Genomic DNA, 20,003 nt, shown 5'->3' on the forward strand with positions numbered 1-20,003 from the left:
AAAACGAAAAACGAATTGTCGCCTTAGTTACGTTCAATTGTCGCCGCTTGTCGCAACCCTTGTACACGACCCTCATACTCTATCTGCCCCTGATTTGAACCTAGGAAAGAGAGCATAAACGCCATTTCATCTTCTGTTAGATCCGCTTCTACACGATTAACGCTGTCTAATCTTAATAGAGCGAAGTTACCATTTCGTAACGAGATCACTTCAAATGCTGGCAACTGGTCAGAACTCATAGCAAAAGCCGCATTGCGTATCTCGGAAGAAACATCTTGAGCGCCACGGTTTACACCCGTTATATCAACCCAAGAATATTCATCACTCATATCCTGCGGAACTTCACCATTTTTAAAACTGGCAAGCCAAGCATCCGCTTGCCCACGAAGCTGCTGTTTGGCGACTTCAGTTATGAGCTCGAGCTCTATCGAATCTCTTGCCTCTTCAAACGTCACCTGCCGAGAGGGCTGATGCTGATTCAGACGCACAACTACGGCCCGCTCACGATCCAATTCGATTGGGAGACTATTCAACCTATCCCTTAAGACATCTTGACTAAAAGCGGCATCTAAAACTCGAGGGTGACCACCTAACAAACCCGTCCCACCCTTTCGAGATATCGCTTCGGATGTCATGACCTCTAAACCTAGCTCTTCAGAGGGTGCAACAAGATCAGCTGAAGAAAATGATAAATCCGCTAAACGTTCCAATGCTTCGACATAAAAACGCTCTGCATCACGCTCTGCAATTTCATAACGCAGTTCCATTTCTAGGTCTGCACGAGACGGCATTTCTTCCTGCTTCACACCTTCAAGCTTAATGAGGTGATAACCAAACTCCGTTTGAAAAGGCTCAGAAATACTGCCCACGGTTTCCATGGCAAACAGTGTTTCTGCAAATGCACCCACCAGCATCTCACGTGACATGAAGCCTAGCGCACCACCCTCAGATGCTGAACCTATGTCGTCAGAATACATTTGGGCGAGGGTAGCAAAATCCTCCCCTTCCTCTAGCTTCAACTTAACTTCCTGAATTCGGGCCAACGCTGCCAAAGCATCTCGCTGCTCATCAACCTCAATCAAAATATGGGCAGCATCACGTAACTCCTCACTTCTAAACTCAGCTAGGGCTTGCTGGTAAAGGGACTCAACCTCCGAGTCACTCACTTGCTCAGGATCAACAAAAGCGACTTTTTCAAGCAATACATAGTCCAGTATTACTTGTTCTTCCGTCTGTAATGCCGCTGCATTTTGATCGTAGCGCGCACGGATCTCCTCCTCAGTCACACTCACTTGATTCAAAATTGGCAACAAGGGCAAATTTACATAGGCAAAATCACGTGTCTGCTGATCTAACGACACAATACGCTCTATTTCTGGTCGAGTCATAAATGAGGACAGCACATAGCCTGCCCGCTCTTGATCGATCAAGGTTTCCAGTCTCAACAACTCTCGATAGGTCAATGGAGTGAAGCCAGCACTGCGCAAAACCATTTCGAATTGGTTTCGATCAAAGCGACCATCCACTTGAAACTGAGGCGTATTAACAATCAACTGATCAAGCATTTCTTCAGAGAAATACAGGCCTTGTTTCTCAACAGATTGTGATAGTAACGAGCGCTCTATTAAGCTTTCTAACACCATACGGTTGAGCAGATTGTCATCCAGCATCGTAGGATCTGCATCGGGGCCCATTTGTGACAGTATTTGTCGGCGCTGCAGCTCAACACCTCGCATAAGCTCTTGAGTGCTAACAGCCTCACCATTGACTGTTGCTACTGGCTTTTCGGATGAACCGAGTCCAACCAGTGACTCTACACCAAAAAGTGCAAATGTCAGAGCGATCAGACCTACGATAATTTTGGCAATTATACCTTTTGAGTTGTCCCTTATGGATTGAAGCATTGTTCGCAATACACCTTAGTAAAAATAAAAAAAGCGCACCCTTTCTGAATGCGCTTTTTTTGACAATGACTAACCAGCATCAGTTCGTTCAAATAAGGGTAAGATTATAATCAAACTGCCTTGTCTAAAAAACTGAGCTAGCACAGCCCCATTACTTATTAACAGCGTCTTTCAGCGCCTTGCCAGGCTTAAACGTCGGCAGAGTAGCAGCTGCGATCTCAATAGGTTGACCTGTCTGTGGATTACGACCGGTACGTGCAGCACGCTCTTTAACTGAAAAAGTACCAAAACCAACAAGTGCAACAGATTCGTTATTCTGCAAAGCTTTTGTTACGGCTTCTAGTGTAGCATCCAATGCACGCCCTGCAGCTGCTTTTGGCAGATCCGCAGAAGCCGCAATTGCATCGATTAGTTCAGATTTATTCACATTGTTCCCCTTAATGCATCATTATTTTTTACTAAATCAGTTATGTACCCTGCAACCTTAGTGCACTTTATACCAACTCAAAGAAACGAGTGTCAACACGCCCGAAGGGCTTTCTTTGCGAGGGCTCACATTAATGTGTACTTACTTGCCCTGGCTCAGGTTTTACGCCACTCGCTTCCTTACCTACGATTTCAGGATCTGTTTCCGGTAAAGGCTCGGGGTAACGAACAAGCGCTATCTCCAATACCTCATCAATCCATTTTACCGCTTTTATGTTCAGATCAGCTTTAATATTTTCAGGTATTTCTTTTAAGTCTCGCTTGTTCTCATCCGGTATGATGACCGTCTTGATACCACCACGATGAGCCGCCAGTAACTTCTCCTTCAGACCTCCGATGGGAAGCACTTGACCTCGAAGTGTAATCTCACCCGTCATCGCAACATCAGAGCGAACAGGGATACCTGTTAAAGCTGACACTAACGCTGTACACATTCCGATACCAGCGCTAGGACCATCCTTCGGTGTGGCACCTTCGGGTACATGAATATGTAGATCATGCTTCTCATGAAAGTCTGGAGCTATGCCCAGAGACTTACCACGATGACGCACGACTGTCAGCGCTGCCTGAATCGACTCTTTCATGACATCACCTAAAGATCCGGTATGTATCTGACGTCCCTTTCCAGGCACAACGGCTGACTCAATTGTCAGGATCTCTCCTCCAACTTGAGTCCAAGCCAAACCTGTAACTTGTCCTACCAGATCATCTTCTTCGGCTTTGCCATATGTATGTTTACGAACACCGGAGTAATCTTCTAGATTTTCAGATGCAATCGTTAACGAGCCTGCAGCCACTTTGGCTAACGCCATCTCACGAACAGCCTTACGGCAAATTTTCGCGATTTCTCTTTCAAGCCCACGAACACCAGCTTCGCGCGTATAATAACGGATCAGATCAATAACTGCAGCATCTGAAATCACAACTTCACTATCTTTTAATCCATTTTGCTTCAATTGTTTCGGAATAAGATAGTTACGCGCAATATTTAGCTTCTCATCCTCGGTATAACCCGGAATACGGATGACTTCCATACGATCAAGCAATGGACCAGGAATGTTCATTGAGTTGGATGTACAGACGAACATAACGTCCGAAAGATCCAAATCAACCTCAAGGTAATGGTCATTAAACGTACTGTTTTGCTCTGGGTCTAACACCTCTAGCAGTGCAGACGATGGATCCCCACGATGATCCATACCCATTTTATCAATTTCATCTAACAAGAATAGAGGGTTTTTGACGCCCGCTTTGACAATTTTTTGGACCAGCTTGCCCGGCATCGAACCTATGTACGTGCGTCTATGACCTCGAATCTCAGCTTCATCTCGAACACCGCCCAGCGCCATTCGGACATACTCTCGATTAGTTGCACGTGCAATCGATTTACCTAAAGAGGTCTTACCTACCCCAGGAGGCCCAACTAAGCATAAAATTGGCCCTTTCAGTTTTTTAACGCGCTTCTGTACCGCCAAGTACTCAATAATCCGCTCTTTGACCTCTTCTAAGCCAAAGTGATCTTCGTTGAGAATCTTATCCGCACGTTGCATATCTAGGCGTACTTTAGAACGCTTATTCCACGGAATTTGCAACATCCAATCAATGTAACTTCTCACCACCGTGGCTTCAGCACTCATAGGAGACATCATTTGCAATTTTTTATGCTCAGCAAGTGCTTTATTTAATGCCTCTTGAGGCATACCAGCACTCTCTATACGGCGACGCAGTTCATCCATATCGTTCGCGCCCGTATCATCCATATCGCCCAGCTCTTTCTGAATGGCCTTCATTTGCTCATTCAGATAATACTCGCGCTGACTTTTTTCCATTTGCTTTTTAACACGACCACGAATGCGTTTTTCGACTTCAACCAAGTCAATCTCGGCTTCCATTTTGGCCATTAATAATTCTAAGCGCTCACGGGCACCTAGCATTTCCAATACTTGCTGCTTCTCTTCCAACTTAAGTGACATATGAGCTGCCAGCGTGTCAGCCAACCGACCAATATCATCAATATTCTGAAGCGAGGAGAGAACTTCTGATGGAATTTTCTTATTTACTTGAATAAAACGCTCGAACTGATCCAGCGCCGAACGTTTATAGATTTCGGACTCAGCTTCAGAGATTTCTTCAGTGACTAAGGGACCCAATGTACACTCAAAGTTACTCCCTTCGTCTGTCAAACATTGGATCTCAGCGCGGTACTCGCCTTCGACGAGAACCTTTACTGTTCCATCTGGGAGCTTTAGCATTTGTAATATATTGGCAACCGTTCCCACATGAAACAAATCAGACGCCACAGGTTCATCTTCTGAAGCACTCTTTTGCGCGACCAATAGTATCTGCTTATCTTGTGCTAACGCCTTATCTAGCGCATTGATTGACTTCGCACGGCCTACAAACAATGGAATAACCATATGAGGGTAGACAACAACATCACGAAGCGGCAATACGGGAAGCTCAACGTGAATTGCGCCATCTTTTGCTTCTAAATGATCCATAATATGCGTGCCTCTGTGCCGAGCAACAACTCAGGTTGAGTTGTGCAAAAATACTTTCTAAGACTATGGGGACATCAACCGAAAAAAACAAGCCGATAACCCATAAGAAGGTTACATTTGTACGACTTGTTTTCCGATTTAGTGCAAGAAATTTACTTATAGTAAGCGTTAGATGTGTTGGTGTGATCCGTAACGTCCCTGACGCCGATTAAGCCGGGTACCTTTTCAATCAATGTTTTTTCCACACCGTCTTTAAGGGTTAAATCCACTGCGCTACACCCTTGGCACCCGCCTCCAAATTTCAAAATTGCCAAAACCCCCTGCTCCTCTTCAACCAACTCGACCAATTTCACCTCACCACCATGAGCCGACAGGCCCGGATTGATGTCGGAGTATAAAATGTAGTTGATTTGATCCTGCATTGGACTGTCGGCTGTTACTTTTGGCATTTTTGCGTTGGGGGCTTTGATTGTTAGCTGCCCACCCATTCTGTCTTCTGAAAAATCAATGACCGCTTCATCGAGATAAGGAAGACTGTTTTTTTCCAAATAAAAGCGGAGCAGTTCGTAATCCAACACTTCATCTTCAGAATTCACTTCATCCGGCCGGCAGTATGCTAGACAGGTCTCTGCGTAAGGCGTTCCTGGCTGAGTAACAAAAAGACGAACAGCAATTCCCTCTACGTTCTGTTTCTCAAGAAGCTGAGCAAGATAATTTTCTGCACCTTTCGTAACGTTTATACTCATAATAATTCAGCACTCACCTATTACCATTATTGTTGGAAGCATACACCGAAAATAAACCCGAGTAAATTTATCGGATATTATTCAGTCAAAAAATCCTACTGCCCTAACCGACAAAAGTTGCTAGAATTCACACATCTTTTAAGGAATTCGGTATGCGCCATTTAAATCGTCAAAAAAAACCATCTAAGCCGACCCTCTCTGCTACTCCAGTCGAACTATCCATCAGCCACCTCAGCATTGAAGGAAGAGGTATTAGTCATCTAGATGGCAAAACTGTCTTTGTGCGCGGCGCCTTGCCCAATGAGCAAATTGTGGCAAGAATCACAGCTCAGCACAAACGGTTTGATGAGGCAGAGACCCTTGAGGTACTCAGCGCAAGCCCTGATCGTCAAACCCCCCCCTGTGATCATTACCAGCTCTGTGGTGGCTGTGACCTGCAGCATTTAAACCCTCAAAAGGCCCTTAGCTTAAAATATGCACTAGTGCTGGATCAATTGCAGCGATTTGCACAGTGTCAACCCATACACATGGATAACGCCATACCCTCGCCTTCATTTAACTATCGTCGTAGCGCACGAATTGGTGTTAATCGTTTGCAACGCGATCAAAGTCTAGTGGTGGGCTTTAGACGCAGACAAAGCTCCAAACTTGTCAATATAGAGACTTGCCCAGTTCTCGATACACGCCTTGAACGGGTATTTGAACTCACACGCCATTATTTTTCTGAGCAGCCAGATAACAAATCCTTAACGCATATTGACGCGCTGTTGGGAGATGACTCAGGGGCGCTAACGTTTAGAGTCACTCGCAAGCCCACGAATTCATTCATGTCCGCAATGATCAACCTTTGCAATGATCTAAATCTACAAGGCTGGGTGGAAGACAACGATGGCAATCTATCGCCAGTACAAAGCAACTATCCGGCGCTAACCTACCGCCCGTCGCCTGAAGTCGAACTGAGCTTCAAACCTGGCAACTTCTTGCAAGTAAACAGCCAGATCAACCAAGCACTGATTCAACTTGCACTGGAGTGGCTACAACCCAGTGCTGAGGATTATGTATTGGACTTATTTTGTGGCCTTGGCAACTTCACGCTACCGCTTGCTAAAAAGGCCCACAAAGCAATAGGCGTTGAAGGGATGATGTCGATGGTAAAACAAGCCCAAGACAATGCAGACAAGAATCAAATCCATAATACCGTTTTTTACTGTGCAGACCTGAGCTCTGATGTCAGTCACGCATTCTGGTTCAAAGAGCCCATCACCATGATTTTACTTGATCCGCCTCGATCAGGTGCACACGCTCTTGTCAGCCAAATTGCCTCTAAGAAGGCAAAGAAAATTCTTTACATTGCCTGCAACCCTGCCGCCCTAACGCGCGACACCCAAGTGCTCTGCGCTGCAGGATATCAACTTTCACGTTTTACGGTTTTAGACATGTTTCCTAACACTGCTCATATTGAGTCGGTTGCCCTATTTGAGCGATCTAAATGATTGAAATTATTTTTGCTGACGATGAAATGGTGGTGGTTTCTAAACCTCACGAATTGCTTTCGGTTCCTGGTATTGGTGAGGCCAAAAAAGACTGCCTTGTCAGTCGATTACAACTGGAATTTCCGGGTATACGCATTGTGCATCGTTTGGATTTTTCCACATCAGGCCTCATCGTACTGGCGCGCAATGCTGAATCACATCGCCATTTAAGCATTCAGTTTCAAAATAGGGTTCCCAAAAAGCGCTATCAAGCGCTCGTGCATCACGTTGTGAAAGACAATGAAGGAGACATTTCTTTACCACTCACACAGGACTGGGATAACCGCCCTTTAATGAAAGTCGACCACGACATTGGCAAGCCATCCGAAACACACTGGAAGTGTATCGAGAGAGCTGAATCCTCAAGTCGCCTGTTGTTATACCCTCACACTGGACGCTCTCACCAGCTGCGCGTGCACTTATTATCAATTGGCCACCCTATACTCGGTGATGTGTTCTACACCCCGGAAAGTCAACACACAGCATTTCCTAGAATGATGCTTCACGCTGACCAGTTGACATTACGACACCCTGTAACCCAAGACTGGCTCGAGTTCTCGTCAGAGTGCCCCTTTTAATGTGACAGGCTAGTTCACTTGGCGTACAGGTGCACCCTTGATAAAGGACGCAATATTTTCGGCGGTCTGCTCAACCAAGTGCGTTCTTGCTTGATGACTTCCCCATGCGGAATGAGGAGTCACTATTAGGTTAGGAATAGAGGAATCCAGTAGCACATTTCCCATACGTGGTGGTTCTTGCGACAGTACATCAGTGGCAGCACCACCTAAATGCCCACTGCGCAAAGCATCTGCAAGGTCTTGCTCATTGACAATACCGCCCCGAGCAGCATTGACAATAAAGCTGCCTGGCTTCATACGTGCAATACGCTCAGCATTGATAATATTTCGTGTTTCATCCGTTAACGGACAATGAAGCGTCAACACATCTATTTGTGGCAACATTTCATCTAAAGCCACCCTGCCTAGGCGAGCAACCGCCTCTCCGGGGCGCTCAGCAATGAGCACCCGCATACCAAATGCTCGCGCCAAGCGCTCGACTTCAGCCCCCAACACACCATACCCCAAAATACCGAGCGTACGGTTTTTAAGCTCAAATATGGGGTAATCCAGTAGACAGAACTGAGACGAACGGTTCCAGTCACCCGCTTGAACGCTTCGATGGTAATCTAATAAACGCGTATGCAAGGCCAACATCAGCATCATCACATGCTGGGCGACAGAATCCGTACCATAGGCTTGGCAATTGCATATAGCGATACCCAAACGACTTGCCGCTTGCAAATCAACGTTATTGAGGCCGGTTGCTATAACACAGATTAATCGTAAGCTTGGATTTGCCTGCATGTCTTCCTGAGTAATGACGACCTTATTTGTAATAATAATGTCAGCACCTGCTATGCGCTCAGCAACCTGATGGATATCCGTTTTTTGATACGTATCCCATGAAGTGGCATGTGTTTGCAATAAGCTTAAATCAAGATCATCAAGCCCAAGTGTATCCAGAAAGACAATGCGCATAATCCAACCTAACTATTTAACAGGAGCATCAAAGTCAATGCCTAGTCTACGCCCCACCTCTTCGTAGGCCTCGATAACACCGCCCAAACCTTGACGGAAGCGATCCTTGTCCATTTTAGCACGGGTCTCTTTATCCCACAGACGGCAACCATCCGGAGAGAACTCATCCCCAAGAACCACTTCCCCTTTGTACAAACCAAACTCTAGCTTGTAATCCACTAACAGGATACCCGCATCGGCAAACATTTTTTTCAAGATTGCGTTGGCTCTAAAGGTCAGATCTTTTGCTTTCTCGATATATTTAATATCTGCCCAACCAAATGAAACGATGTGGGATTCATTGATCATCGGATCCCCCAGCGCATCATTTTTAAGAAACATTTCAAATGTCGGTGGGTTCAACTCCAACCCCTCTTCAACACCTAAACGACGACAAATAGACCCAGCTGACAAGTTGCGAACAACGCACTCAATCGGCATCATGTCTAAGCGTTTGACCAGACTTTCCGTATCAGACAACAACGCTTCAAAATGTGTCGGTATACCAGCAGCGGCAAGTTTTTGCATCACAAAAGCATTGAACTTGTTATTTACCATGCCTTTTCGGTTAAGCTGTTCTACTTTTTTACCATCAAATGCTGACGTGTCATCTCTGAACAACATGACCATTAAATCTGGGTTGTCTGTGCTGTAAACAGACTTAGCCTTACCTGAGTAAAGCTCCTCGCGCTTTTCCATCTATTGTCTCCACCTACCCAAGCCTCTTTCGAGGCTGGGAATAAAATCATTAAATACCCTGTGGCAACTGATCTTTGATCTGCCAGAGAATTTCTTCAGCAACAATGCCAGGGGCTTCGATTCCCTGGTCATTCAGCACAGTAACCATGACACCCTGACGCATCCGATTCAGCTTCACTTGATAGCGACCTGTATGCTCAACCTCTCCAGTGTTTCGGTTAAAGAAACCACTTTGACCACTGCCGAAAACATACAAGACTCGACCACCCAACCAGATTTTATAGCCCTGCTGATTTGCAGGGTTATCAGGGTCATTCAAATCGAGTGCAATTTCTTCGGGAGAACGACTAGCTGCTCCCATACCTTCCGAACTATAACGAACATTTCCCTCAGGCGTATCATTCGATAAGCCCAATGCATTCGTAATGATATTAGTATTCAACTTGATATCACCGCGGTCAGAATGAAGCCACTCAAAGAAGCCCATTTTCTGAGTATCATCAAAAGGCGTTGACGTGGTGTAGGTCAGATAAAAGATACCGGCTCTTTCATCCCGAGTCCCAACATCAAATCCAGAAGCATCAACAGCAGCATCTAGCAACCCCCATGCAGTTTGTGCATCAGTACTAATGCGTAATGCAGGATTGCCTCGTGAGTCACGTCCTAATTGTGGACGACTGCGCTGACGTTGTTCAAGCGCCAAAAGGCTTTGCGCCGTCGGCTGAGCAGAGGTGCGACTGAGATATCGCAGCATTTCAAACATCATCTCGGACTGATAGCTTATATCGGCAACGCTTGCATCCCAATCGACATTCGCAGGAACAGCGCCTTGAGCAAACTGTACATGCTGCATACGAATAGAAGTCCGAGCATAGTCCTCCGGATCAGGCCGCACACTGACTCTAATTTTATTATCAGACGGCCCTTCTAAGCCTTGAAGGGTTAATCGCTTAATCCAGCGATCCATGAAGCTGTAATCACGCCCATCTGTTCGGATCCACTCTGTCTCAATTGTGCCCATTCTAGGATCCTTGCGGGCAATATTTACGCCGTTAAACTCCCAGAAATCAACAACCTTTTGCCATACATCCGCGATCGGCTCATCAACAATGATGACCCGATCACCATCAAAACGCTGCAAATTGACTGTCTCGGAACCTGGCTCAGAATAAAAGAACTCTGGCCTCGGCACCTGAAAGCGCTCTTGACTCTGTGTACCGACCAACCCTACATCAGGAACGGTCAACTGATCCTGCATCGGTCGAGCACGGATATGGTCAGGGATTTGCAAACGCTGCCCCCCCTCAGCCAAAGTATAGTCTTGGCTTCGATCTCGAATAATCGCATGCTCACCATAAATTGGATTTTTTTCTACCATGCTGCATCCGCCGATAGACAGAAGCAAAGTGCCTGTCATCACGGTAGATAAACGAACTTTTCTCATGAGTTAACCTTTAATGAGATTCCACTTTCAATCAATGCGTTCCGCACCACTTCATGATAGGGCTCAGACAAAGGAGTTAAGGGCAAACGAATACCTCCTTCCATGAGTCCCATTTCAGCCATTGCCCACTTTACCGGGATAGGATTGGCTTCCACAAAGAGCTTTGTATGCATTGGCATCAATTTGAGCTGCAACGCACGAGCGTCATCTGCACGCCCTTCCAAACCAAGACGGCACAATTCAGACATCTCGGCAGGCGCAACGTTCGCGGTCACCGAAATATTTCCATCACCACCCAGTAAAATCAGCTCTATTGCTGTGACATCATCACCCGAATAAACAGCAAAATCATCGGGTGTTGATTCAATTAAGTACCGAGCACGCTCTAAATTACCCGTTGCTTCTTTGATACCGACAATATTGTCAATTTCGGCTAAGCGCAGAACGGTTTCTGGAAGCATATCACAGGCTGTTCTTCCAGGGACATTATACAGTATTTGAGGGATATCAACGGCTTCCGCTATTGCCTTGTAATGTTGATAGAGTCCTTCCTGAGTGGGTTTGTTGTAGTACGGTGTCACCAACAAACAGGCGTCCGCTCCAGCGGCCTTTGCGTCACGCGTTAAAGCAATGGCTTCACGTGTGGAGTTCGCACCTGTTCCAGCAATCACGGGGATACGCCCTGCCACTTCATTCACAATAAATTGAATAACTTTTGTATGCTCTTCACAATCCAAGGTAGCCGACTCTCCCGTTGTTCCGACGGCAACAATGGATGCGGTTCCCTTTTCAACATGAAACTCGACAAGCTTTTTGAGCGCAACCCAATCAACATCGCCATTTTCTAACATCGGGGTTACTAGGGCTACGATACTGCCGCGAATCATTTTATTCTCCACTTGTCTTTATATCAGGGTATGCTAGGGGGTCCATACCGACCACGCAACTCACAGGGTTAATATATCATCCTGCTTTTGCTATTGTTTATTCCATTCTAAACGAATAAGGGCCCCGAAGCGTAGTAGAAAGGGCGTTTTAGTTAAGGTTTTTTATCAAGAGGACAAAATATGTCAACCGTACAGCTGCACGAACCCATTCCCGACTTTACAGCCACCGCCACAAGCGATAAAACCATTGCGCTAAATGATCTTAAAGGGCGCAACTGGGTGATCTATTTTTACCCCAAAGACAGCACTCCAGGCTGCACAACCGAAGGCCAAGATTTCAGAGATCTGTATTCGTCCTTTCAAGAAGCGAACACTGAGATTTTCGGCGTTTCACGTGATAGCCTTCGCAGCCATGAAAATTTCAAGGCAAAACAGTCTTTCCCCTTCGAGTTGATTAGTGACGCAGACGAAACACTTTGCCAGCTCTTTGATGTCATTAAATTAAAAAAAATGTATGGCAAAGAATCACTCGGTATTGAAAGAAGTACATTCTTAGTGGACAAGGAGGGGGTTTTACGCCAAGAGTGGAGAAAGGTAAAAGTCGCTGGCCATGCGGCTGAGGTTCTTGAAGCGGCCAAAATACTTTAACCCTTCCAGAAGCACAGCCGACTCAGGCGAGCAGTCGGCTGTACATGAATCACTCAGACTCCTTTTCAATCTGAGCCACATGCAACTCCATTGCGTTTGGCCAAGCATTGACGATTGACTTAATAAGAGTCGCCAATGGAATCGCAAAGAAGACACCCAACACTCCCCATATGCTTCCGAACAATAAAACAGCCACTATGATGGAGACAGGGTGCAAATTCACAGCCTCGGAAAATAAAATGGGAACAAGCACGTTACCATCTAAGGCTTGAATGACAAAATAAGCGATCATCAGGGTAATAAACTCACCACCCCACCCCCATTGGAAAAAGGCAACACCTGCAACGGGCAATGTCACCAATGCTGCACCTATGTAGGGTATGACAACCGACAGACCCACCATGAGCGCCAAAAGCGCCGCGTAATTTAATCCAAGAAACTTAAATACGACAAATGAGACCGCACCCACTATCAGAATTTCGATCACTTTCCCTCGAACATAATTGGCTATTTGAGCATCCATTTCGGTCCAAATCCGACGCATCATATCGCGCTTATCAGGTAGATACGCGGTCAAACTCTGAGTCAAATGATCTCCATCTTTAAGGAAGAAGAACACTAGAATAGGAACTAAAATCAAATAAATAAGCAGTGCGACAATATTGGTAATCGAATGCAAGGAGAAGGTCAGCGCCCACTGCCAAGCTTTACCTATCTCATTTGCAGCCATGGCAATGAACTGCCTGATTTGCTGTTCAGACACCAGATCAGGATAGCGCTCTGGCAACAAAATCAGAACATTTTGCACCTCCATGACCATTCGTGGCGCCTCATTTAACAGCGTAATCAACTGACGCCAAACCTGCGGCATGATAAACAACATAAAGGCCAAAAACATGGCCATAAAACTGACAAAAACTACAAAAACCGCGACTTTCTTAGGTAAATACGGACTGAGACGATTCACGCCTCCCTGCATCAAAAAGGCCAGAATAATGCTAAAGAACACTGGAGCCAAAGCTTTACCTAAGGTCAGAATGACAACCAACCCCACTGCCAACAAGAAAAAGAACAGCAATGCTTCTTCATCTGAAAAATAACGATGTATCCACTTTTTCAGAATATTAAGCATGCTGGCATCTCCTACTAATGGCAAGCTCACCTTTACCCACGGCGTATAATGTAAACATAGGTTCCCTCCTGCGTGAACGTTTCTAGCATCGAATGGTCTGACTGTTGAACATAGACATCAAAGTCTCTAACGGATCCTGAGTCAGTTGCGATAACCTCTAAGACCTGACCTGCCAACATCTTATTTAAGGCCTGCTTAGCCTTTAATAGCGGCAGTGGACAATGCAGACCGGATGTATCTAAGCGCTGGTCTATGGTATGTTGATGCATGAAAATGACCCTCGAATGACAAATAGCTGACGATATAATGAAAGGCACGCCATCATAGTACTATTTTATGCTCTGTATAGTATTACAACCTTTATTTATTACAACCTTATCTCCTATTCACCCCTAACCTTGGGAGGTTACAGTTGAAACATTTGCTAATTGCGACTCTAATCAGTGGAATGCTGTTTCATCCTTTGTTATCGCCAAAGGTGATAGCCCAATCATCGCTACCAACCCTGTCCGATAGTTTATCTTCATCTGTGACGCTGGATAGCGAGTATCGGTTAGGACGAAACTGGGTTCGAATGCTAAGAGGGCAAGCCCCATTACTATCCGACCCGCTCACTTGGCATTATGTAGATGATTTACTTTGGGACTTAGTGCCTCATAGCCAAATCAATGACAGGCGTCTAGAGTTAGTGATGGTCGACAACCCAACGTTTAATGCCTTTGCTGTTCCCGGAGGTATTGTCGGTGTGCACGGGGGCCTTATCCTTGCGTCTGAAAATGAGGATGAGCTCGCATCCGTTTTAGCGCATGAATTGGCACACTTAAGTCAGCGGCATTTTGCACAACGGATTGAGGAGGAACGCCGCAATCGACCAATGGTTCTCGCAGGCATATTAGCGGGCATTCTGATTGCAGCCGCAGACACTCAAGGAGGAACCGCCGTATTATCCTCGACAATGGCCGCATCGGCTCAGTCACAACTTGCCTTCAGCCGACGCAATGAAGAAGAGGCAGACCGAGTCGGCATGCAAAACCTGGTCTCCGCTGGTCGTGACCCTCATGCAATGCCGCAAATGTTCTCACGCTTGCAACGAAATTATCGCTTCTACGGACAGCGCATGCCTGAATTTTTACTTAGCCATCCTGTTACTGAAGCCCGAATCGCAGACTCCCTCAACAGAGCCGCTGCATTACCTACACCGCGAGCAAGACCCTACTCTCCTGACTTTGATATCATCCGAACGCGCATGCAAGTCCATTATGCGCACCAAGCCAATGATATCTATAGAAATTTTCAAACACTTGCTCAGTCAGAGCCCAGCGACCTCAATCACTATGGTGCGATGCTGGCAGCAACACGTATAGGGCAACTTGAACAAGCACATGTGCATTTTCAAGCGTTATCGCCACAATGGCGGCAACATATGTACATACGAGCCAGCTATGTTGAACTGCTGTTAAAACGCCAAGAACTCACCCAAGCTTTAACTGAAAGCCAGCAACTGCTCCGACTCTACGCCGGATCGCTGCCTATTTTAAAACTTCACGCCAAAGTACTTCGTGAATCTGGGCAAGCGCAAGAAGCAACAGCTGTATACAAACAGATTGTTCGCGACCATCCCAATGATGTTGAGACATGGTATGAGCTTGCTGAGGCTGAAGGCTTAGTGGGCAATATAGCGGGCGTACATGACGCTCGAATTGAGTATTTTTTACTGACTGGCAACTTTGACAGTGCGATACGACAGGTCGAGTTTGCTAGACGCGAACGCAATATAAGCCCAACAGATCAAGCTAGACTTGATCGAAAAGAAGCAGAAATCCACGAAATTAGACGACAAATGAAAGAAGATTTTTAAAAAGAATGGCCACTGCGCAACAGACATCCTGAGTGGCCAAATTCCGTTAGGCTTTTTTAACTGGAAAATCCAGCATTCGCTGCAAAGGAACCCGCGCCTTCAGAATCAAGTCCGAGTCGACATAGACCTCATCTTGACCGTCGCGAAGCGCGTTACGAATATTTTCTAAGCCATTCATTGCCATCCATGGGCAATGTGCACAGCTGCGACAGGTTGCGCCTGTGCCACCTGTCGGCGCTTCAATAAAGGTTTTATTTGGAGCCGCTTGCTGCATTTTATAAAAAATACCGCGATCGGTTGCGACGATAAACATCGGGTTGTTCATGCTTGCCGCTGCGTTAATTAACTGACTGGTTGAGCCCACCACATCAGCCAAAGCAACGACTGCCTCTGGCGACTCTGGGTGCACTAGCACGGCCGCATCGGGATAGATTTTTTTAAGATCCATCACACCCTTTGCTTTAAACTCTTCATGAACAATGCAAGCACCATCCCACAGAAGCATGTCAGCACCTGACTCACGTCGTACATAATCCCCTAGGTGTTTGTCTGGTGCCCAAATGATCTTTTCGCCCTGCTCTGCCAAATGCTCGACGACTTTGAGTGCAATACTTGAGGTCACCACCCAATCCGCTCGAGCCTTAACCGCCGCCGATGTATTTGCATATACCACTACGACATGATCGGGATGTGCATCACAGAACGCCGAAAACTCATCAATAGGGCACCCTATGTCTAAAGAACAGGTTGCTTCTAAGGTTGGCATTAAAATGCGCTTTTCAGGGCTGATGATTTTAGCCGTCTCTCCCATAAACTTTACCCCAGCGACCAGAAGCGTCGAGGCATTATGGCGACTACCAAATCGAGCCATTTCGAGTGAATCAGATACGATGCCTCCCGTTTCTTCAGCCAATTGCTGAATGACAGGATCGGTATAATAATGGGCAACTAAACAAGCATCTTTCTCGTTCAGTAATGATTTAATTTCTTCTTTTAATTGATTTGCTTCGTCCAGACTCATTGCAGAGGGCAAGTGCTCTTGAGCAAAATGCTCCTGCACAAGAATACGATCTGAGAAATCATGATTACGTGTCATTTATCAATCCGAAAACTATGAGGACTGGTCACAAAGACCAAAAGACAAATAATACCACATGACTTAACTAAAGATAATCGACTAGCGTGGGGAGTAGAGCGTCGGATCTGCCACACCCGCATCAGCAAAGCCTTTCGCACGTAAACGACAACTGTCGCAACGACCGCAAGCCCTGCCTTCGTCATCCGCTTGGTAGCAAGACACAGTTGCAGCATAGTTCAAGCCAAGCGCTAATCCTTGACGAATAATCTCTGCCTTAGTCAAATTAATCAAAGGAGTTTCGATGCGTATAGGCTGCCCCTCAACACCTTGACGGGTTGCTAACGCAGCCATATCTTGGAAGGCTTTAATAAACTCAGGACGACAATCAGGATAACCGGAATAATCAACCGCATTCACCCCTATAAAGATTGCCTGCGCATCTAATACTTCTGCCCAACCTAAGGCCAGGGATAAAAAAACCGTATTACGAGCGGGCACATAAGTAAGAGGAATACCTGGCTGCTCCCCTTCCTCTGGCATTTGCAGACTGTGATCCGTCAGTGCTGATCCACCAAAATCTTCAAGGTTCAAACGTAAAACCCTGTGATCAGCAACATGCAAAGACTCAGACACACGACGAGCCGCATTCAACTCCGTCAGGGAGCGCTGACCGTAATCAAAACTCAAAACGTAACATTCATAGCCACTATTTTTGGCAATGGCCAACACGGTTGCCGAGTCTAGACCGCCAGACAACAACACTACTGCACGTTTTTTTTCTAACATGGATCTATAGCCTTAATTATTAGCTGCTGGTCTAAACCGTTGAGCCAAGGAGGCCGCAGTACTTTGCGGATACTCAGAAATGACTAAACTCAACACATTACGAGCACGCTCATGCTCGCCCAACTGAGAATAGGTTACCCCTAATTTATAGAGGGTATCAGGAATTTTATGGTGGGATGGAAAATCAACCATCACTTTCTCAAAAGCTGTTCTAGCTTTTTCTGGATTTTGTTGAGCTAAGTGAAGCTCGCCTATCCAATAATACCCGTTAGCCGTGCTATCCTTATTTGGATAGGTCACTACAAACGCTTCAAATGCCTTTAAGGCTTCATCAAACTTACGCTCCCGCACCAACTCGAAAGCACTCGCATACGCCGCCTGATCACTCACCAAACCCGAACCCGCTTGAGCAGACTGAGATGACGTCGAAGCCGGACTGGATGTGCTGGAGGTTGAGGCTATAGAGGGTGGTGTTGCTGTTGATTCAGACCCCATATCAACCGAAGGAGGCGGCAGCGCCGCTCCTCCAGCCGAGAGAGCGGCATCTTCGTTTTCAAGAGCCGCTTGCATGAGCACACTTATCCTACGATCGACATCACGGTAGCGATCTCTAGAGTCAGTCTCTAAACGATCCACTTTATGCTGCATCGTTTCTAACTCTCCGCGAAGCTGCCGCACCTCTTCCTGTAACTGAAATAATACCTGTACCATTTCAGACTGGCTTGACTGGTAAAGATCCTGGCTTGGATCTGAACTGACGCCACTGATTTGCAAAACAGGTACTTGTGCCATGCTGTGCATGGCGACAGGATAAAGGGCAATAAGGATGGCTGATCGTAGTAAGTGTCTCATAGTGTTATTTATCGACTAACGTATTTCAGCTCAACACGACGGTTTTGTGACCAAGCACCTTCGTGATTGCCAGATACAGCTGGACGCTCTTCACCGTAGCTGATGGTCTCGATTTGACGTGCATTCGCACCGTTTACAATCAATAAACGCTCAACAGCTTGCGCACGACGCTCGCCCAGTGCCATGTTGTATTCACGAGTACCACGCTCATCAGCGTGACCTTCCAAACGAACAGACGCTGATGGGTTACGTGACAAGTAACGCGCATGCGCTTCAAGATCAGAGAAACCATCCTGTCTTACCACAGAGCGATCAAAGTCAAAGTAAAAAACAGTACGAAGGTTTGCAACATCAGCCCAGCTACCACCAGAAACATCAGATCCAGTGCCAGATCCATAAGCCGCTGCACCGCCTGCCGCGTCAGAACCCATTGCACCTGAATCCGTTTTGGTGCTCTTTGAACCACAGCCTGCAGCAAAAGCCATAACGGCCGCCAACGCCAAAGCTTTACTTAAGTTAGTTGAACGCATTTTTTTCTCCCAAGCGGGTCTCAGACCCAATCAATTATTGAATATCAGTTTATCTAAGAAAAGGCGACCACGCAGGCTCTCTAACGTCCCCTTGCGGAACAGGCATATTAAAACGCACTCTTCCATCAATTGAAACAGCACCAAGAACGCCTCTTGATCCCTGCTGAGTTGCATAGATGATGATGGTACCATTTGGAGCTATACTTGGCGACTCATCATAATCGCTGTTGGTCAAAATATCCAGACGACCATTCTGTAGGTCCTGAACGGCTATCTGAAAACGGCGCGAGCTTCCCCGATGCACCATCGCTAAAAAGCGACCATCCTGAGTAAGCCTTCCCGCAGCGTTGTAGTTACCTTCAAAGGTCACTCGCTCAACTGCGCGGGTATTAAAGTTGTACTTATAAATCTGTGGCGAACCACCCCTATCAGAGGTGAAGTATAATGAGCGCCCATCCGGTGCCCAGAAAGGCTCAGTATCAATAGCACTGTTGTTGGTAATACGTTCTAAATGACGACTGCTTAAATTCAGAACATACACTTCTGGGTTTCCATCCTTCGACAATACCATCGCCAATTGATTACCGTCAGGCGACCAAGCAGGAGCGCCGTTAAGGCCCGGGAAGGACTGAACCTGTTCACGCTGCCCCGTAGCCAAATGCTGAACATAGATGGCAGGTCTTGATGTTTCAAAAGACACATAGGCAAGTCGACTTCCATCAAATGACCAAGCGGGTGACAGAATAGGCTCACTTGACTCCAACAGAGTTCTTGGACGCATGCCATCCCAGTCAGACATTTGCAATCTAAAGCGTTGACGATCTGGCCCTAAACTTTCAGCCGTCACGTAGGCTAGACGAGTCGAAAAGGCACCCTTAATTCCGGTGAGCTGCTCAAACAGAATATCTGAAACATAGTGAGCCAAATCCCTAAGATTTGTGCGAGAACCACTGACCTGCTGAGAATGAATCGTTTGCTCTTTAAGAACATCATACAACTCAAAGGTTAAGCGAACCTGATCCCCACCAACAGACTCCATTCGACCAATCACAAGATAATCGGTAGACGACATCCGCCAATCTCGAAAAAAGACTTGGCTTTGAGCCGTTGGAAAACTCAGCATATTTTCACGCGCCAAGGCCTTAAAGAAACCCGTTCTTTCCAAGTTTTGCTCAACAACGCGAGCAACGTCTTCATCTAATGCCTGATCACCGCGCCATTCAAATGGAACGATTGCGATAGGACTCTGACTGTCAACTCCCTGTGTAACTTCTACGACCAACTGTGCACTAACCCAAGTACTCATCGTAAGCACGAATGCACACACTATTGCTCTAACCATA

At 46.3% G+C, this 20,003-nt stretch carries 19 protein-coding genes; 4 read left to right on the forward strand and 15 right to left on the reverse strand.

What is annotated here, in order from left to right; translation table 11 throughout:
• Positions 1–23: 23 nt before the first annotated feature.
• From F5971_RS15810 to nfuA, 4 genes are all read right to left on the reverse strand, one after another.
• The gene (locus tag F5971_RS15810) at positions 24–1,904 is read right to left on the reverse strand and encodes a SurA N-terminal domain-containing protein (protein ID WP_036509792.1); all 1,881 of its coding nucleotides are present in this window, start codon (positions 1,902–1,904) and stop codon (positions 24–26) included.
• A 151-nt stretch (positions 1,905–2,055) separates the two neighbouring features.
• Positions 2,056–2,331, reverse strand: coding sequence for an HU family DNA-binding protein (locus F5971_RS15815; RefSeq protein WP_036509790.1), 276 nt, complete (start codon positions 2,329–2,331; stop codon positions 2,056–2,058).
• 130 nt (positions 2,332–2,461) lie between these two features.
• Positions 2,462–4,891 (reverse strand): endopeptidase La, encoded by a 2,430-nt coding sequence (gene lon, locus F5971_RS15820; RefSeq protein ID WP_193495955.1) that lies wholly within the window; start codon positions 4,889–4,891, stop codon positions 2,462–2,464.
• 152 nt (positions 4,892–5,043) lie between these two features.
• Complete coding sequence (gene nfuA / locus F5971_RS15825; protein WP_036509787.1) at positions 5,044–5,637, reverse strand: Fe-S biogenesis protein NfuA; 594 nt, start codon at positions 5,635–5,637, stop codon at positions 5,044–5,046.
• Between the two features lie 152 nt (positions 5,638–5,789).
• On the opposite strand from nfuA, the gene rlmD reads away from it, so the two are divergent.
• A complete protein-coding gene (gene rlmD, locus F5971_RS15830) occupies positions 5,790–7,130 on the forward strand; it encodes a 23S rRNA (uracil(1939)-C(5))-methyltransferase RlmD (protein ID WP_193495966.1) in 1,341 nt (446 codons plus the stop codon).
• Positions 7,127–7,747 carry an RluA family pseudouridine synthase gene (locus tag F5971_RS15835; protein ID WP_036509783.1) on the forward strand — a complete coding sequence of 207 codons (621 nt, stop codon included), beginning with the start codon at positions 7,127–7,129 and terminating at the stop codon, positions 7,745–7,747. The genes rlmD and F5971_RS15835 overlap by 4 nt, the downstream gene beginning before the upstream one ends.
• 9 nt (positions 7,748–7,756) lie before the next feature.
• Here F5971_RS15835 and F5971_RS15840 read toward each other — a convergent pair whose 3' ends face one another.
• Genes F5971_RS15840 through dapA form a run of 4 tightly spaced genes read right to left on the reverse strand, consistent with a single transcriptional unit; the run spans position 7,757 to position 11,776 of the window.
• Positions 7,757–8,707 (reverse strand): 2-hydroxyacid dehydrogenase, encoded by a 951-nt coding sequence (locus F5971_RS15840; protein WP_193495968.1) that lies wholly within the window; start codon positions 8,705–8,707, stop codon positions 7,757–7,759.
• 12 nt (positions 8,708–8,719) lie between these two features.
• On the reverse strand, positions 8,720–9,445 hold the full coding sequence (purC, locus tag F5971_RS15845; RefSeq protein WP_036509779.1) for a phosphoribosylaminoimidazolesuccinocarboxamide synthase: 726 nt from the start codon (positions 9,443–9,445) through the stop codon (positions 8,720–8,722).
• Between the two features lie 49 nt (positions 9,446–9,494).
• The gene (bamC, locus tag F5971_RS15850; RefSeq protein WP_036509777.1) at positions 9,495–10,889 is read right to left on the reverse strand and encodes an outer membrane protein assembly factor BamC; all 1,395 of its coding nucleotides are present in this window, start codon (positions 10,887–10,889) and stop codon (positions 9,495–9,497) included.
• On the reverse strand, positions 10,886–11,776 hold the full coding sequence (dapA, locus tag F5971_RS15855; RefSeq protein ID WP_036509775.1) for a 4-hydroxy-tetrahydrodipicolinate synthase: 891 nt from the start codon (positions 11,774–11,776) through the stop codon (positions 10,886–10,888). Before dapA ends, bamC begins: the two co-directional genes overlap by 4 nt.
• Positions 11,777–11,956: 180 nt before the next feature.
• Here dapA and F5971_RS15860 point away from each other — a divergent pair, with 180 nt between their 5' ends.
• Positions 11,957–12,424, forward strand: coding sequence for a peroxiredoxin (locus F5971_RS15860; protein WP_036509773.1), 468 nt, complete (start codon positions 11,957–11,959; stop codon positions 12,422–12,424).
• Between the two features lie 49 nt (positions 12,425–12,473).
• On the opposite strand, the gene F5971_RS15865 is transcribed toward F5971_RS15860, so the two are convergent.
• The gene (locus tag F5971_RS15865) at positions 12,474–13,556 is read right to left on the reverse strand and encodes an AI-2E family transporter (RefSeq protein WP_036509771.1); all 1,083 of its coding nucleotides are present in this window, start codon (positions 13,554–13,556) and stop codon (positions 12,474–12,476) included.
• Between the two features lie 32 nt (positions 13,557–13,588).
• The gene (locus F5971_RS15870) at positions 13,589–13,825 is read right to left on the reverse strand and encodes a sulfurtransferase TusA family protein (protein WP_036509769.1); all 237 of its coding nucleotides are present in this window, start codon (positions 13,823–13,825) and stop codon (positions 13,589–13,591) included.
• A 143-nt stretch (positions 13,826–13,968) separates the two neighbouring features.
• On the opposite strand from F5971_RS15870, the gene F5971_RS15875 reads away from it, so the two are divergent.
• Positions 13,969–15,414, forward strand: coding sequence for a M48 family metalloprotease (locus F5971_RS15875; protein WP_193495970.1), 1,446 nt, complete (start codon positions 13,969–13,971; stop codon positions 15,412–15,414).
• Between the two features lie 46 nt (positions 15,415–15,460).
• On the opposite strand, the gene nadA is transcribed toward F5971_RS15875, so the two are convergent.
• The 5 genes from nadA to tolB form a co-directional block, all read right to left on the reverse strand.
• On the reverse strand, positions 15,461–16,510 hold the full coding sequence (gene nadA, locus F5971_RS15880; protein WP_193495972.1) for a quinolinate synthase NadA: 1,050 nt from the start codon (positions 16,508–16,510) through the stop codon (positions 15,461–15,463).
• An 81-nt stretch (positions 16,511–16,591) separates the two neighbouring features.
• Positions 16,592–17,278, reverse strand: a complete 687-nt coding sequence (gene queC, locus F5971_RS15885) for a 7-cyano-7-deazaguanine synthase QueC (RefSeq protein WP_036509765.1) — start codon at positions 17,276–17,278, stop codon at positions 16,592–16,594.
• A 12-nt stretch (positions 17,279–17,290) separates the two neighbouring features.
• Positions 17,291–18,130, reverse strand: coding sequence for a tol-pal system protein YbgF (gene ybgF / locus F5971_RS15890; RefSeq protein WP_193495974.1), 840 nt, complete (start codon positions 18,128–18,130; stop codon positions 17,291–17,293).
• Positions 18,131–18,138: 8 nt separating this feature from the next.
• Positions 18,139–18,660 (reverse strand): peptidoglycan-associated lipoprotein Pal, encoded by a 522-nt coding sequence (gene pal, locus F5971_RS15895; protein WP_036509763.1) that lies wholly within the window; start codon positions 18,658–18,660, stop codon positions 18,139–18,141.
• A gap of 49 nt (positions 18,661–18,709) precedes the next feature.
• Positions 18,710–20,002 carry a Tol-Pal system beta propeller repeat protein TolB gene (gene tolB / locus F5971_RS15900; RefSeq protein WP_036509761.1) on the reverse strand — a complete coding sequence of 431 codons (1,293 nt, stop codon included), beginning with the start codon at positions 20,000–20,002 and terminating at the stop codon, positions 18,710–18,712.
• Between the last annotated feature and the right edge of the window lies 1 nt (position 20,003).

It is taken from the genome of Nitrincola alkalisediminis (assembly GCF_009821115.1).
Lineage (GTDB): Bacteria > Pseudomonadota > Gammaproteobacteria > Pseudomonadales > Balneatricaceae > Nitrincola > Nitrincola alkalisediminis.